Source organism: Streptomyces sp. NPDC037421 (assembly GCF_055602105.1).
Genome location: NZ_JBVJWV010000034.1, coordinates 57,113 through 73,728 on the forward strand (window position 1 = coordinate 57,113; position 16,616 = coordinate 73,728).

Here is a 16,616-nt window from a genome sequence, read left to right on the forward strand (position 1 = left end):
CCCACCCCCCACCCCCCCCCCCCCCCCCACACCCCCCCCCCCCCCCCCCCCCCCCACCCCCCCCCCCCCCCCCCTCCCCCCCCACCACCCCCCCCCCCCCCCCCCCCCACCCCCCCCACCCCCCCCCCCCCCCCCCCCCCCCCCCCCCCCCCCCCCCCCCCCCCCCCCCAGGCCCGTTCCTTTTGCATTCCCCCACTACGGGTGGAGGCGCACCGGAAGCGTTTCCAGGCCCTGCATCATAAAGCTCTTGCGCCAGCGCAATTCCGAATCCGGCACGGCGAGGGAAAGGTCCGGGAAGCGGGCCAGGATATCGCGCAGGGCGATTTCCATTTCCGCCCGGGCGAGCGGTGCGCCGACGCAGTAGTGGATTCCGTGCCCGAATCCCAGGTGGCCGTTGGTGGACCGGGCGACGTCGAGCTGGTGCGGGCAGGTGAACTTCGCCTCGTCCCGGTTGGCCGACCCGAGCAGCACCGAAACGTACTCGCCGGCCCCGACGGTCACCCCGCCCAGCTCCAGCGGCTCCGTGGCGTAGCGCAGGGTCGCCCGGTTGCCGGGGCCCTCGTAGCGCAGGAATTCCTCGTTGGCGGCCGGAATGAGGCCCGGGTCCGCGCGGACCGCCGCGAGCTGCCGCGGGTGGTTGAGCAGGGCCCGCAGGCCGTGCCCGATCATGTTCACGGTGGTCTCGTAGCCGGCCACCACCAGCAGGAAGACCGTCGAGACCAGTTCGACGTCGGAAAGCTGGTCCTGGTCGTCGCGGGCGGTCACCAGCGCGCTGATGAGGTCGTCGCCCGGATCGGCGCGCTTGTGCTGGATCATCTGCCCGATGTGCTGCCCGAACTTCGCCATGTTCGCGCCGGCGTTCTCGTTGTCGTTCGACATGATGGCGCCCGTCAGCCCCACCAGGACCGGCAGGTGTTCGGCCGTGATGCCCAGCAGCTCGCCGAGCACCTTGACCGGGAAGACCGCCGTGTAGTGCTCGACCAGGTCGACCACGCCGTCGCCGGACTCGGCGGCCGCCTTCTCGGCCGAGTCGAGCAGCTCCGCGCTGATCCGCTCGATCGTGGGCCGCAGCCGCTCCACGCTGCGCGCCGTCAGGGCCTTGTTGACCAGCTTGCGCAGCCGGGTGTGGCCCGGCGGGTCCATGTTGAGCATGTGCCGGCCCACCGAGCTGTGCTCCAGCCGGGGCGTGCCGCCCTCGCTCATCTCGCGGTCGAAGTAGCCCAGCTCGACCGAGGTGTCGATGTCCTTGGACAGCGCGGGGTGCGTCATCGCGATCCGGGCCTCCTCGTGGCTGACCACCGCCCACACCCGCAGGCCGCTGGGCAGCAGCATCCGGTGCACCGGCCCCTTCGCCCTGAGGCCGGCGAAGGCCGGATAGGGGTTGCTCAGAAACTCGTCATCCATTATCGGAAGGGACATGGAAACTCCTCGGATTACTGAATAGGGGTTGCCCGATAGGCTGCTTCAGGGGTTGCTTAAGGGGTTTATAGGGGTCGGTAGGGGTCGCCCTGGGTAACACCACTATTGAAGTTGATCTCACTTGTCGGTTCGCATAGTATCGGCCACCGAGCGGGGGAGCCAAAGAAATTCATAAACCTTTCTCCCGCACGGTAAGAGCATTGGTCTGGATCAATGTGTTCGATCGGATGCGGGGGACATGCAATGGGGGAGCACGGTGTGCGGGACGGCCTTTTCAGGCCCATCTCGGAACTCCTCCGGGAGCACGCACGCGAGCGCGCCGCCCGGGTCGCCTATTCCGACGGGACGCGCAGCGTCACGTACGGGGAGCTGGCGACGACGACGGGCAGGATCGCCGGTCACCTCGCCGCTCTCGGAGCCGGCCGCGGCCGGCGCGTCCTCGTCCACCTCGGGAACCGGGTCGAGACGGTCGAGAGCTGCCTCGCCGTCACCCGCGCGGCCCTCGTCGCCGTACCGGTCAGCCCCCATGCGGGCGACGCCGAACTGACGCACCTCCTCGAAGACTCGCAAGCCGTCCTCGTCATCACCGACGCGCACCGCCTCGCGCAGTACCGCCGCCTGGACGCGGTGGGCCACGGCGTCCACTTCGTCGTCGTCACCGCACCGGGCGAGGTCCTCGACACCGGCACCGGCACCGACGGCACCGGCGTCCACGACTTCGCGCGGCTGTGCGCCACCGAACCGCCCGCGCCCGCCCCCGACGACCTCGGCCTCGACGAGGTCGCCTGGATGCTCTACACCTCGGGCACCACCGGCGCCCCCAAGGGCGTCCTGTCCACCCAGCGCGCCGGCCTGTGGTCCGTCGCGGCCGGATACCCGTCCGTCCTCGGCATCACCGAGGACGACCGGCTGCTGTGGCCGCTGCCGCTGCACCACAGCTTCGCGTTCAACCTCTGCGTCCTCGGCGTCACCGCCACCGGAGCCTCGGCGCGGATCATGGCCGACTTCACGCCCGGCGAGGTGCTCGCCGAGCTCCGCGCGGCCCCGTACACCCTGATGGCGGCCGTCCCGACGCTCTGCCACCACCTCCTGGACACCGCCCGCGAGGGCGAACCGGCCATGACCGGACTGCGGGCGTTCCTGGTGGCCGGCGCGGTCACCGGCGCGGAACTCGGCGCACGCTTCGCCGAAGCCTTCGGGGTCCCCCTGATCGACAGCTACGGCAGCACCGAGACCACCGGCGTCATCACCTGCACCCCGCTCACCGGACCGCGCGTCCCCGGCTCCTGCGGCCGGCCCGTCCCGGGCCTCGGCCTGCGCATCGTCGACCCGGCCACCGGGCTGGACGTCCCCGGCGGCGACGAGGGCGAGATCCGGGTCGACAGCCCCAGCCTGATGCTCGGCTACCACCGCGCGCCCGAGGCGACCGAAGCGGCCTTCCACGAAGGCTGGTACCGCACCGGAGACCTCGGACGCCTCGACGCCGACGGCTTCCTGACCATCACCGGACGGCTGAAGGAACTGATCATCCGGGGCGGCGAGAACATCCACCCCGCCGAGATCGAGGACCTGATCCGGGCCGGCGAGGACATCGCCGACGCCGCCGTGGTGGCCCGCCCGCACAGCAGCCTCGGCGAGGTCCCGGTCGCCTACGTGGTGCCCAGGGAAGGCCGCAGCCTGTCGCCCGAGGACATCCTGACGCGCTGCCGGGAACGGCTCGCCTACTACAAGGTGCCCGTCGCGCTCCACCGCACCGGGCACATCCCCCGGACCGCCTCCGGCAAGATCGTCCGCCGGCTCGTCGGCACCGGCCCCGAGCCCTCGCGGCTGCTCGCCGCCGGCACCACCCACCACGACCGGGTCAGCCGCACCCTGCCCGGACCCGCGCCCCTGCCCGCCTCGCTCCCCGCCGACGACACCAGCGCACTGGCCGCCGCCTCCGTACTGCTGCTCACCGGACCCGGTGCGGGGGACCGCGCCGAAACCCTGGCCGGGCACCTGACCGGCGCCCACCACTGCGCCGGCGTCACCCGCGCGACCTGCGACCCGGCCGACGCCGACGCGGTCGACCGGGCCCTCGCGGGCTCCGACGCCCACGCCGTGGTCCTGCTCGCCGACGACGCCCCCGGCGCGGTCTTCGACGCCGTCGCACAGCGCCTGCGCGCGCAGGGCCGTACCGCGCTCTCCCTGAGCGCCGCACCCGAGGTCACCGGACGCGAGCTCCGGGAAGGCCTCGACGCCGCACTGATCGAGGGCGAACCGGCCGTCCGCGTCCACGCGTCCGGCCACGAGCCGGCGGCCCGCGCCGACGCCACGGCCACCGAGGACCCCGAGCTGACCCGGCGCCTGACCGGGGAACTGCGGACGCTGAGCGAGGCGGGCCGCGAACGGCGGCTGCTGCGCCTCGTCGCCGACGCGATCGCCGGAGTCCGCGGCGAAGCCCCCGCCACCACCACGTCCGACCCGCGCGAGCAGTCCCGGCCGCTCGGCTTCGACTCCATGGCCTCGGTGCGCCTGTCGGCCCGGCTGGGCGCGGCGACCGGGCTGCGGCTGCCGGCCTCGCTGGCCTTCGACCACCCGAGCCCCGTACTGCTGGCCCGGTTCCTGCACGGCGAGCTGCTCGGCCCGGCGCCCGAAGCCGCGGTGCCGGGCCCGGTCGCGGACGCCGCCGATCCGGTGGTCGTGGTGGGCGCGGCATGCCGGTTCCCCGGCGGCGTGGGCTCGCCCGAAGAACTCTGGCGTCTGGTTGCCTCGGGCTCCGACGCCGTGGGCCCCTTCCCGCAGGACCGCGGCTGGGACCTGGACGGCCTCTTCGACGCGGACCCCGACGCACCCGGGACCACGTACACCCGCGAGGGCGGCTTCCTCGACGGGGCAGCCGACTTCGACGCCGGCTTCTTCGGGATCTCCCCGCGCGAGGCCCTCGCCATGGACCCCCAGCAGCGGCTGCTGCTGGAGACCTCCTGGGAGCTGTTCGAACAGGCCGGCATCGACCCGGACTCGCTGCGCGGCAGCCGCACCGGCGTCTTCGCCGGGCAGATGTACCACGACTACGCACCGCGGCTCGCCGGGGAGAGCGGCCTGGAGGGCTACCTGAGCACCGGCGGCGCGGGCAGCGTCCTGTCGGGGCGGCTGTCCTACTTCTACGGCTTCCAGGGTCCCGCGCTGACCGTGGACACGGCGTGCTCGTCCTCCCTCGTCGCCCTCCACCTCGCCGCGGAGTCCCTGCGCCGGGGCGAATGCTCACTGGCCCTGGCCGGCGGCGTCGCCCTGATGTCCACTCCGGCTTCCTTCGTCGACTTCAGCCGCCAGCGCGGCCTGTCGCCCGACGGCCGCTGCAAGCCGTTCGCGGCCGCCGCCGACGGCACCGGCTGGTCCGAGGGCGTCGGCATGCTCCTCGTGGAGCGGCTGTCGGACGCCCGACGCAACGGCCACCAGGTCCTCGCGGTCCTCAAGGGCTCCGCGGTCAACCAGGACGGTGCCTCCAACGGCCTGTCCGCCCCCAACGGGCCCTCCCAGCAGCGCGTCATCCGCCAGGCCCTGGCCAACGCCGGTCTGACGGCCGGCCAGGTCGACGCGGTCGAGGCCCACGGCACGGGCACCACCCTCGGCGACCCCATCGAGGCCCAGGCGCTGCTGGCCACGTACGGCCAGGACCGGGAGGAGGACCGGCCGCTGCTGCTGGGCTCCGTCAAGTCGAACCTGGGCCACACCCAGGCCGCGGCGGGCATGGCCGGCGTCATCAAGATGATGATGGCGATGCGCCACGGCGTCCTGCCCCGCACCCTGCACGTGGACGCCCCCACCCCGCACGTGGACTGGACGGCCGGCCGTGTCGAGCTGCTCGGCGAGAACGTCACCTGGCCCCGGACCGGGCAGCCCCGCCGCGCGGCCGTGTCCTCCTTCGGCATCAGCGGCACCAACGCCCACGTCATCCTGGAGGAAGCACCGCCCGTCGCCGCGGAGGAACAGCCGCGGACGGCGCCCGCACCCTTGCCCGTGTGGGTGCTGTCGGGGCGGGACGAGGAGGCCGTGCGGGCCCAGGCGGGCCGGCTGCTGGAGCGGGTGTCCGCCGATCCGGAGCTGGACCCGGCCGACGTGGCCTTCTCGCTGGCGACCACACGCGCCGCGCTGGCCAGGCGGGCGGCCGTGGCGGCGGGAGACCGTGAGGGTCTGCTCGCCGGGCTGGAGGCCCTGGCCGAGGGCCGCCCGGCATCCGGCGCCGTCGAGGGCGCGGTTTCCGGCGGGAAGTCCGCGTTCCTGTTCTCGGGCCAGGGCGCGCAGCGTCCGGGCATGGGCCGTGAGCTGTACGGGGCCCAGCCGGTGTTCGCGGCCGCGTTCGACGAGGTGTGCGCCCACTTCGACCTCCCCCTCAAGGAGATCGCCTTCGGGGGTGGGGAGGAGGTCCACCGTACGGAGTTCACCCAGCCGGCCCTCTTCGCCGTCGAGGTGGCGCTGTACCGGCTGGCGGAGTCCTACGGCATCCGCCCGGACTTCGTGGCGGGTCACTCGATCGGTGAGATCGCCGCCGCGCACGTGGCGGGGGTGCTGTCCCTGGCGGACGCGGCCCGTCTGGTGGCGGCGCGCGGCGCGCTGATGGGTGCGCTGCCGGAGGGCGGGGCGATGGTCTCCGTCCGGGCCGGCGAGGCCGAGGTCCGTCCGCTGCTGTCGGCCGATGTCGACATCGCGGCCGTCAACGGACCTTCCACAGTGGTGATTTCGGGTGCGGAAGCGGCCGTCCTGGAGGTGGCCGCGCAGCTCGCCGCACGAGGCCACAAGACCAAGCGCCTCACTGTTTCGCACGCGTTCCACTCGCCGCTGATGGAGCCCATGCTGGAGGCGTTCCGCGAGGTCGCGGAATCCCTTACCTACTCCGCGCCCGCGATCCCGGTCGTCTCCACCCTGACCGGCACCCTGGCCACCGCGGAGGAACTGGCCTCGCCCGCCTACTGGGTGCGCCACGTCCGCGAGGCCGTCCGCTTCCACGACGCCATGCGCCACCTGGAGGCCGCCGGGGTGGACACATACCTCGAACTCGGCCCCGACGCCGTCCTCAGCGCCATGGGACAAGACTGCCTCGACGAACCCGCCGCCCTCCTGCCCCTGCTGCGCCGCGACCGCGCCGAGACGGTCACGCTGATGTCCGCCCTCGCGGGAGCGTTTGTCCGCGGCGTCGAGCCCGAGTGGACGCGCGTCCTGTCCGGCCGCCGCGTCGACCTGCCGACGTACCCCTTCCAGCGCCAGCGCTACTGGCCCGCCGCACCCATGGCGGCCGCGTCCGGTCACCGCCCCGACGTGGACGACCTGCTCTACCGGGTGACCTGGGAGCGGCTCGAAGACCCCTCCGCGCCCGCCGCCCCCCTGGGCTCCTGGCTGGTCGTCACCGACGCCGGCCGGCCGGCAGGGCACGCCGACGCCGTCCTCGCCGCGCTGGCCGAGCGGGGCGCCGACGTCGTACCACTGCCCCTGACCGCTGCCGAGCACGACCGGACCGTCCTCGCCCGGCGGCTGGCCCTCGAAATCCCGGCGGACGGCCTCTCGGGCGTGCTGTCCCTGCTCGACCCCGACGGCGCCGACGCGACGGCCGCCACCCTCGCCCTCCTCCAGGCCCTCGGCGACACCGGCCTGCCGGCGCCCCTGTGGGTCGCCACGCGCGGCGCGGTCTGTGTGGACGCGCAGGAGGACGGCCCCCTACGGCCCCGCCAGGCCCAGCTCTGGGGCCTGGGCCGGGTGGCCGCACTGGAGGCCCCCGCCGGCTGGGGCGGTCTGGTCGACCTGCCCGAACAGCTCGACGCCGACGCCCTGCGGCGGCTCTGCGCCCTCCTCTCCGGAGGCGCCGACGAGGACGAGACCGCCCTGCGGCCCTCCGGCGCCTACGCCCGGAGGCTGGTGCGGACCGGCTGGTCGGCGCCCGCCCAGGACTGGTCGCCGCGCGGCACCATCCTGGTCACCGGCGGTACCGGAGCCCTTGGCGGCCACGTCGCCCGCTGGCTCGCCGAGGCCGGCGCCGACCACCTGCTGCTGGTCAGCCGGCGCGGCGCGGACGCCCCCGGCGCCGCGGAGCTCGTCGACGGGCTGTCCGCGCTGGGCGCCGAGGTCACCCTGGCGGCCTGCGACGTCTCCGACGAGGACGCCCTCGCCGAGCTGCTCGCGGCCGTTCCGGCCCGGCATCCGCTGACGGCCGTCGTACACACCGCCGGGGTCCTCGACGACGGCGTGCTCAGCGCCCTCACCCCCGCGCAGCTCACCGGCGTACTGGCGGGCAAGACGGACGCCGCCCTCACCCTGCACCGGCTGACGCGCGACCTCGGCCTCGACGCGTTCGTCCTCTTCTCCTCGCTCGCCGGCGTCATCGGAGCGGCCGGACAGGCGAACTACGCCGCGGCGAACGCCGCCCTGGACGCCCTCGCACAGCAGCGCCGCCGCGAAGGCCTGCCGGCCACCGCCGTCGCGTGGGGAGCCTGGGAAGGCGACGGCATGGCGGCGGCCGACGCCGTCGTCCGCGAACGCATGCGCCGCACCGGCTTCCGACCGATGAGCCCGCAGCGGGCCCTGCGGCTGCTGGACGGCGCGATCCGCCACGGCGAGAGCGCCGTACTGGCCGCCGACATCGACTGGGAGCGGTACGCACAGGCCCACGGCCCGGCGGCCCGGCGCCCCGTACTGCGGGCGATCACCGGCGCGGCGGTGCCCGGGACGACCACCGGGTTCGCCGCCACGCTGGCCGGCCTGGGCCCGGACGAACAGCGCGCGGCCCTCGTCGGGCTGATCCGCGGACACGCCGCCGAACTGCTGATGCACCCGACACCGGACGCCATCGCCCCCGAGCGGTCCTTCCGGCAGCTGGGCTTCGACTCGCTGGCCTCGGTGGAGCTGGGCAGCCGGCTCGGCGCTGTCACCGGACTGCGACTGCCCGCCTCCCTCGCGTTCGACTACCCCAGCCCGGTGGCACTGGCGGAGTTCCTGCGGGGCGAGCTGGTCGGCACGGCGCCCCGGGCCGTCGTGGCCGGCCCGGTGGCGGACGCCGCCGACCCCGTGGTGGTCGTCGGGATGGCCTGCCGCTTCCCCGGCGGGGTGTCCTCGGCCGACGAGCTGTGGACCCTGCTGGCGGACGGCACCGACGCGGTGGGCCCGTTCCCGCAGGACCGCGGCTGGGACCTGGCGAGCCTGTTCGACGCCGACCCCGACGCGCCGGGGACCACGTACGCGACGGCGGGCGGCTTCCTGGAGGACGTGGGCGGCTTCGACGCCGGCTTCTTCGGGATCTCCCCGCGCGAGGCCCTCGCCATGGACCCCCAGCAGCGGCTGCTGCTGGAGACCTCCTGGGAGCTGTTCGAGCAGGCGGGCGTCGACCCGGACTCCCTGCGTGGCAGCCGCACCGGCGTCTACATCGGATCCAACGGCCAGGACTACACCGCCCTCGTGGCGCGGTCCGCGGAGGACCTGGAGGGCTACCTCGGCACGGGTGGCGCCGGCAGCGTCGTCTCGGGCCGGATCGCGTACAGCTTCGGCTTCGAGGGTCCCGCGCTGACGGTGGACACGGCGTGCTCGTCCTCCCTCGTCGCCCTGCACCTCGCGGCGGAGGCGCTGCGGCGCGGGGAGTGCGAGCTGGCGCTGGTCGGCGGCGTGACCGTCATGTCGACCCCCAACGCGTTCGTCGACTTCAGCCGCCAGCGCGGCCTGTCGCCGGACGGGCGGTGCCGGGCCTTCGCGGCGGCCGCCGACGGTACGGGCTGGTCCGAGGGCGCGGGCATGCTCCTCGTGGAGCGGCTGTCGGACGCCCGACGCAACGGCCACGAGGTCCTCGCGGTCCTCAAGGGCTCCGCGGTCAACCAGGACGGTGCCTCCAACGGCCTGTCCGCCCCCAACGGGCCCTCCCAGCAGCGCGTCATCCGCCAGGCCCTGGCCAACGCCGGTCTGACGGCCGGCCAGGTCGACGTGGTGGAGGCGCACGGCACGGGCACCCCGCTCGGGGACCCGATCGAGGCGCAGGCGCTGCTGGCCACGTACGGGCAGGACCGGCCGGCGGACCGCCCGCTGTGGCTGGGCTCCCTGAAGTCCAACCTGGGCCACACCCAGGCCGCCGCCGGCGTGGCCGGCGTGATCAAGATGGTGCTCGCGATGCGGCACGGCGTCGTACCGAAGACGCTGCACGTGGACGCCCCGACCCCGCACGTCGACTGGACGGCGGGCGAGGTCCGGCTGCTGACCGAACCGCTGGACTGGACCCCGGCGCGGGAACCCCGCCGCGCGGCCGTGTCCTCCTTCGGCATCAGCGGCACCAACGCCCACGTCATCCTGGAGGAAGCACCGGCCGCCCCGGCCCCCGCCGGCCGCCCGGCGGACCGCTCTCCCGCAGCCGTGCCCTGGCTGCTGTCGGGCCGCGACGCGGACGCGGTCCGCGCGCAGGCCCGCCAGCTGCTGGCCCGGGTGTCGGCCGACCCCGAGGCCGACGCCACGGCCGTGGGCCGGTCGCTGGCGGTGAGCCGCAAGGCCTTCGAGCACCGTGCCGCCGTGGTCGCACAGGACCGGACCGAGGCCCTGGCCGCCCTGGCCGCCCTGGCCGACGCGGCCACGGACGCGGCCACCCCGGGCCGGTCCGCGTTCCTCTTCACCGGACAGGGTGCGCAGCGTGCGGGCATGGGCCGTGAGCTGTACGACGCCCAGCCGGTGTTCGCGGCGGCCTTCGACGAGGTGTGCGCCCACTTCGACTTCCCGCTGAAGGAGATCGTCTTCGGCGACGGGGAGGAGGTCCACCGCACGGAGTTCACCCAGCCGGCCCTCTTCGCCGTCGAGGTGGCGCTGTACCGGCTGGCGGAGTCCCTGGGCCTGCGTCCGGACTACGTGGCGGGTCACTCGATCGGTGAGATCGCGGCCGTCCACGTGGCGGGGGTCCTCACGCTCGCCGACGCGTCGGCACTGGTCCGCGCCCGTGGTGCCCTGATGGGGGCCCTGCCCGAGGGCGGGGCGATGGTGTCCGTCCAGGCCGGCGAGGACGAGGTGCGCCCGCTGCTGTCGGCCGATGTCGACATCGCGGCGGTCAACGGCCCGCGGTCCGTGGTGATTTCGGGTGCCGAGCAGGCCGTCCTGGAGGTGGCCGAACGGCTTGCCGCACAGGGTCACAAGACCAAGCGGCTGACGGTCTCGCACGCGTTCCACTCGCCGCTGATGGAGCCCATGCTGGAGGCGTTCCGCGAGGTCGCGGAATCCCTTACCTACTCCGCGCCCGCGATCCCGGTCGTCTCCACCCTGACCGGCACCCTGGCCACCGCGGAGGAACTGGCCTCGCCCGCCTACTGGGTGCGCCACGTCCGCGAGGCCGTCCGCTTCCACGACGCCGTCCGTCACCTGGAGGCCGCCGGGGTGCGCACGTACCTCGAACTCGGCCCCGACGCCGTCCTGACCGCGATGGCCCAGCAGTGCGTCACCGAGGCCGCCGCCGAAGCGTCCGGCTTCGTTCCCCTGATGCGCCGCGGCAAGGACGCGGAGCACACCCTCGCCGCGGCCCTGGGCGCACTGTTCGCCCGCGGCACCGACCTGGACTGGCCGGCGTACTTCGGCCCCGGAACCCGGGCACCCGGCGTACCCGGCTACGCCTTCCAGCGGACGCGCCACTGGCCGCGCCCGCGCCCTGCCGGAGCGTACGAGGCCGACGCGCACCCGCTGCTCACGACCGTGCTCGCCCGCGCCGCGTCCGACGAGGTGGTCCTCTCCGGCCGCCTGTCGGCCCGTACGCACCCCTGGCTGGCCGACCACGTGGTCAACGGCACGGTCATCGTGCCCGGGACCGCCTTCGTGGAGATGGCCCTGCGCGCCGGCCGCGAGGCCGGCTGCGACACCCTCGACGAGCTGACCGTCCTCTCCCCGCTGCGCCTGCCCGACGCCGCCGTGGTCGAGGTCCAGACGCTCCTGGCCCCCGCCGGTCCCGACGGGGAGCCCGGGGCTTGGACCGTGGACGTCCACGCGCGGCCGGCCGACGCCCCCGACGGGGCCTGGACCCGGCACGCGAGCGGGCTCCTCAGCGGTTCCGCGCCGCCCTCCGGCCCGTCGGCCGGGCCGCTCGTGTGGCCGCCGGCCGACGCCGAACCGGTCGAGGCGGGCGACACGTACGTCCGCGCGGCGGACATGGGCTTCGACTACGGCCCGGCGTTCCAGGGCCTGAAGGCCGCCTGGCGCCGGGGCGACGAGATCTTCGCCGAGGTCGCCCTGCCCGTGGGGGACGCCGACGACGCCGCTCGGTTCGCCTTCCACCCCGCGCTCTTCGACGCCGCCCTGCACACCGGCTTCATCGAGTCGCCCGGCGGGTCCGACGACGCCGGACGGCTGCCGTTCACCTGGCAGGGACTGACCCTCCACCGGGCCGGCGCCGCCACGGTACGGGTGCACCTGACCCGGACCGACGCCGACACCCTGTCGCTGGAGATCACCGACGGGCTCGGCGAACCGGTGGCCTCGGTCGCCTCGCTGACCCTGCGCCGGATGCGCCCGGAGGACCTCGCGGGCGACACCGCCGCCCTGCTGGAGACCCAGTGGCAGCCGCTGGACCCCGGCCCGGCCCCCACCGGCCCCTGGGCGCTCCTCGGAGACGGCGGGGCCGCCGTCCCGGCCCTGCCGGCACCCCTCGGCGCGTCCGTCACCGCGTACCCGGATCTGGACGCGCTGGAGCGGGCGGCCGAGGTCCCCGCGACGGTCCTGCACCTGCTGGAACTGTCCGAGCCGGCCGACCCGGACGACCTGGCCCGCCACGCCCGCGAGGCGTCCTGGCGGACCGCCCGCCTGCTGCGGCAGTGGACCGCGTCCCCGCTCGCGGAGACGGCCCGGCTCGTCCTGCTGGTCCCGGCGGGCGACCCGGCCGGCACCACGCAGGGAGCGGTCCGCGCGCTGCTGCGCACCGCGCAGGCGGAGCACCCCGGGAAGTTCCTGGTCGTCGAACTCGACGGGCAGCCGCAGTCCTGGGACGCGCTGCCGGGCGTCCTCGGCGCCGACGAGCGGGAGGCCGCCGTCCGCGACGGGCGACTGCTCGCCCCCCGCCAGGTCCGCGGGCCCGGGAGCGCGCCCGGCGCACCGGCGCCCGCGTTCGCCGGGACCGTCCTGATCACCGGCGGCACCGGCGGCCTCGGCGCGGTGGTCGCCGAGCACCTCGTACGCCGGCACGGCGCCGGCGACCTGCTGCTGCTCAGCCGCAGCGGCGCCGGTGACCCGCGCAACGAGGAACTCGCCTCGGCCCTGCGCGGACTCGGCGCCCGGGTGACGCTCGCCGCGTGCGACGTGGCCGACCGCGAGGCCCTGGCGGCCGTGCTGTCCGGCCTCTCCCCGGACCGCCCCCTGAAGGCGGTCGTCCACGCGGCGGGCGTGGTCGACGACGGACTGCTCGGCACGCTGACGGAGGACCAGTTCGAACGGGTCATCCGGGTCAAGGCGGCCGGCGCCGTCGCACTGCACGAACTGACCAAGGACTCCGCGCTCGACGCGTTCGTCCTGTTCTCGTCCGCGGCCGCCGTCATGGGCAGCCCCGGCCAGGCCAACTACGCCGCCGCCAACGGCTTCCTGGACGCCTTCGCCCACCACCGCCGCTCCCTCGGACTGCCCGCGCAGTCCCTCCAGTGGGGCCCCTGGGCCGAGGAACGCGGCATGGCCGGCCGGATCGGCCCGGAGGCCGTCGCCCGGATGGCGCGCCAGGGCACCGTACCGCTGGCCAACGAGGAGGCGCTCGCCCTGCTCGACGCGGCGCTGGCGCTGCCCGGCGTGCCGAACCTGGTCGCCGCCCGCCCGGTGGCCGCCCCGGCCCGGGCCGGGGCCGCCCGGCCGACGGGCCGGCCGGCCGCCGCCGAGCGCGGAGCGTTCGCCCGCCGGCTCGCCGGAGCCGACGCGGACACCCGCCGCAGGCTCCTCGTCGACCTGGTGCGCACCCAGACCGGCTCGGTCCTCGGCCACGGCACGTCCGCCCGCGTACCGGCGGAACGCTCCTTCCGGGAACTGGGACTGGATTCGCTGGCCGCCATCGAACTGCGCAACCGGCTCGGCGCGGAGACCGGCCTGCGGCTCTCCCCGACGCTGGTCTTCGACCACCCCAGCCCGCTGGCGCTGGCCGAGTTCCTGGACCGGGAGCTGGCCCCCGCCCCCGCCCCGGACCAGCCGGACCCGGCCGTGGTCCGCCGGTTCGACGACCTCGCGGCCGGCCTGCGCACCGCCGCACCCGACCCGGCCACCGCCCGCTACCTGGAGGACCGGCTGCGAGCCCTGCTCGCCGAGGTCGGCGGGCCGGTGCGGCCGCCGGCCGCGACCGATGTGGACGACGTCACCGACGAGGAGCTGTTCGACATCTTGAACGGAGAGATCGGCATCTGAGCCGTCCCCCCTTCGTCCCCCACCGCACACCCTGAGGAACAGATGGCACACATCGCATTTTTCAGCGTGGCCGCCCACGGGCACGTATCGCCCACCCTGGGCATCGTCGCCGAGCTGGTCTCGCGCGGTCACCGGGTCACCTACTTCACCACCCGGGCCTTCGAGGAGCAGCTCACCCGGCTCGGCGCGCAGGTGTGCCGCTACGACGTCGCCACCTCGCCCGGACAGTCGCCGCGCGCCTTCGCCGAGAACGACCTGAGCGCCCTGCCCCTCTTCTTCCTGCACGGCAGCGCGGAGCGGATCGCGTTGGCGGAGTCCTTCGTCGGCACCGACCGTCCCGACCTCGTCGTGTACGACAACACGGTGCCGTTCGCCGGGCGCGCCCTGGCCCGCAGGTGGGGGGCGCGCGCCGTGCAGTTCTTCCCCTCCCTCGCCTCCAGCCGCTCCTACGCGCTGATGGACGCCATGCTGGCCCGCACCGGCCGCTCCGCCTCCCACGAGGCCAACGGCGCGGAATTCGACGCACGCCTGGCCGAGTTCCTCGGTGAGGCCGGCCTGGACGGGGTCCGGGCCGAGGAGTTCATGGACTTCGAGGAGGAACTCAACCTGGCCTTCCTGCCCAGGGAGTTCCAGCCCGAGGCGCACACCTTCGGGGAGCACTACCGCTTCGTCGGGCCCAGCCTGGGCGGCCGCGAGGCCGAGGGCACCTGGCGTCGCGAGGACCCGGACCGCCCGATGGTGTTCGTCTCGCTCGGCACGGTCTTCAACCGGGCCACTTCCTTCTACCGCACCTGTGTGGAGGCGTTCGCCGACAGCGGCCTGCACCTGGTGCTGTCCATCGGGCAGCAGGCCGACCCGGCGGACCTCGGGCCCCTGCCGGCGCACTGCGAGGTGCACCGCAGCGTCCCCCAGCTGTCCGTCCTCGGCCAGGCCGCCGCGTTCGTCACGCACGGCGGCATGGGCAGCACGATGGAAGCCCTGTCGTTCGGCACGCCGATGGTCGTCGTCCCGCAGATGGTCGAGCAGGAGATCATCGCCGACCGCGTCGTCGAGCTGGGCCTGGGCCTGCGCCTCGACCCGGCCGACGCCACCGCCGGACGCCTGCGGGCGGCCGTGGAAACCGTGACCGCCGACACCCGCACCGCCGCCGCGGCGGCCCGCTTCCGGCAGCTGAGCCACGACGCGGGCGGCGCCGCCGCCGCTGCCGGAGCGATCGAAGCACACCTGGCGGGCACGGGATCCGCCGCGCAGACGAAGGCGGCCGCGATATGACCGGGCAGAGCGTCCTCATCGTCGGAGCGGGCGCCGTCGGCACCCTGCTGGCCTGCGACCTCCTCCAGCAGTCGGTGCCGGTGCGGATCGTCGACGCCAAGCCCCCGCAGGAGGAGTTCGACCCGCACTCCCGCGCCGTGATGATCTGGCCCCGCGTGCTGGAGCTCCTGGAGAAGACCGGCATCGCCGACGAGCTCGTCTCCCGCGGGTTCCGGGCCGACGACGTCAGCTTCTTCTCCCGCGGACGCCGGCTGGGCACCGTACCGATGACGAAGCTGGGCGCCGCCCGCCCCTACGGCCTGGGCATCGTCCAGAGCGAGCTGGAGGTGCTGCTGCGCCGCCGCTTCGCCGAACTCGGCGGCACCATCGAGTACGGGACCGAGCTGACCGCGATCGACACCTCCGGCCCGCTCCCCACCGCCACGCTGCGGCACGGCGACGGCCGGACCGAAGAGGCCGGGGCCGACTGGCTGATCGGCGCGGACGGCGCGGGCAGCGTCACCCGCCGGCTCCTCGGCATCCCCTACCCCGGCGTACCCTTCCCGCTCGGCATCGCGCTCGGGGACTTCCCCGTCACCGGGCCGCGCGTCTCCACCGTCGAGTACCACTACGCCGACAGCGGGCTGCTGCCGCTGGTCCACCTGCCCGACGGCGTCTGCCGGCTCGCCACCATCGTGGCTCCCGGCGAAACCGACTGGTCGGACCGCCCCCTGGCGGACTGGCAGCGGATGGTCGACGAGCGCACCAGCCTGCCGTACCGGCTCGGCGAACCCCTGTGGACCCGCACCTACCACCCGCGTCCGGGTGTCGCCGAACGGTTCCGCGAAGGCCGGGTCGTACTGGTCGGCGACGCCGCCCACTCGGTGGTCCCCCTCGGTGGACAGGGCCTCAACCTCGGCCTCCAGGACGCCTTCAACCTCGGCTGGAAGCTCGCCGGAGTCGTCCACGGCGTCTGGGACGAGCGGATCGTCGACACGTACGACACCGAACGCCGCAAGGCCGTCGAGCAGGTCCGTACGGTCATCCGCACCGAGATGGAACTGTCCGGCGCCCCCACCGCACGTGAGCGCCGCCTGCGGGACCTGAAGGTGGCCGCCGCGCACCGCACCGGCCTCCTGCGGCACGTGGCTGCGCCCCTGATGAGCCAGGTCGGCCTCAGCTACGCGGCCACGGACGAACCGCTGTGGCGCTCGACGCTGCACCGCAGGGCCCGGCCCGGAGACCGGCTGCCGTTCTTCCACCGGACCCGGCAGCACGCCGGGGCCCCCGTCCTCGACCAGCGGGACCACATCGCACTGCTCTGGCCCGGCCGCCGGCCGGCCGCCGACTGGCAGACCGTGGCGGACGGCGCCCGCCGCGTCCTCGCGGACCGCCTCCCCGTCCACGACCTCGCACGGCTGTCGCCGTCCGGACGCACCGCGATCGGCCCGCTGTTCGGCAGGCAGCCGCTGATCGCCCTGGTCCGTCCCGACGGCCACCTGGCCCACCTCGCCGCCGCACACCGGCCGGCCGAGTCCCTGGGCCACCTGGACCGGCTGGTGTCCCGGCCGCTGACCCCCTCGCGAAGCAGGTGAGCC

The 16,616-nt window shown here is 74.9% G+C and carries 4 protein-coding genes; 3 read left to right on the forward strand and 1 reads right to left on the reverse strand.

Annotated features, from left to right (window positions below; genetic code table 11):
- Positions 1 to 195: 195 nt before the first annotated feature.
- On the reverse strand, positions 196 to 1,404 hold the full coding sequence (locus ACZ7IF_RS32895; protein WP_470979091.1) for a cytochrome P450 family protein: 1,209 nt from the start codon (positions 1,402 to 1,404) through the stop codon (positions 196 to 198).
- 273 nt (positions 1,405 to 1,677) lie between these two features.
- Here ACZ7IF_RS32895 and ACZ7IF_RS32900 point away from each other — a divergent pair, with 273 nt between their 5' ends.
- The 3 genes from ACZ7IF_RS32900 to ACZ7IF_RS32910 are packed head-to-tail and all read left to right on the forward strand — an operon-like array spanning position 1,678 to position 16,613.
- Positions 1,678 to 13,767, forward strand: a complete 12,090-nt coding sequence (locus tag ACZ7IF_RS32900) for an SDR family NAD(P)-dependent oxidoreductase (RefSeq protein WP_470979094.1) — start codon at positions 1,678 to 1,680, stop codon at positions 13,765 to 13,767.
- 42 nt (positions 13,768 to 13,809) lie between these two features.
- Positions 13,810 to 15,039 carry a macrolide family glycosyltransferase gene (locus tag ACZ7IF_RS32905; protein ID WP_470979097.1) on the forward strand — a complete coding sequence of 410 codons (1,230 nt, stop codon included), beginning with the start codon at positions 13,810 to 13,812 and terminating at the stop codon, positions 15,037 to 15,039.
- Positions 15,036 to 16,613 carry an FAD-dependent monooxygenase gene (locus tag ACZ7IF_RS32910; RefSeq protein WP_470979100.1) on the forward strand — a complete coding sequence of 526 codons (1,578 nt, stop codon included), beginning with the start codon at positions 15,036 to 15,038 and terminating at the stop codon, positions 16,611 to 16,613. Before ACZ7IF_RS32905 ends, ACZ7IF_RS32910 begins: the two co-directional genes overlap by 4 nt.
- The last annotated feature ends 3 nt before the right edge of the window (positions 16,614 to 16,616 follow it).

Bases quoted from the DNA above. Each gene is read 5' to 3' on its own strand.
- ACZ7IF_RS32910 (WP_470979100.1), top strand. From the start codon at position 15,036: ATGACCGGGCAGAGCGTCCTCATCGTCGGAGCGGGCGCCGTCGGCACC.
- ACZ7IF_RS32905 (WP_470979097.1), top strand. From the start codon at position 13,810: ATGGCACACATCGCATTTTTCAGCGTGGCCGCCCACGGGCACGTATCG.
- ACZ7IF_RS32895 (WP_470979091.1), bottom strand. From the start codon at position 1,404: ATGGATGACGAGTTTCTGAGCAACCCCTATCCGGCCTTCGCCGGCCTC.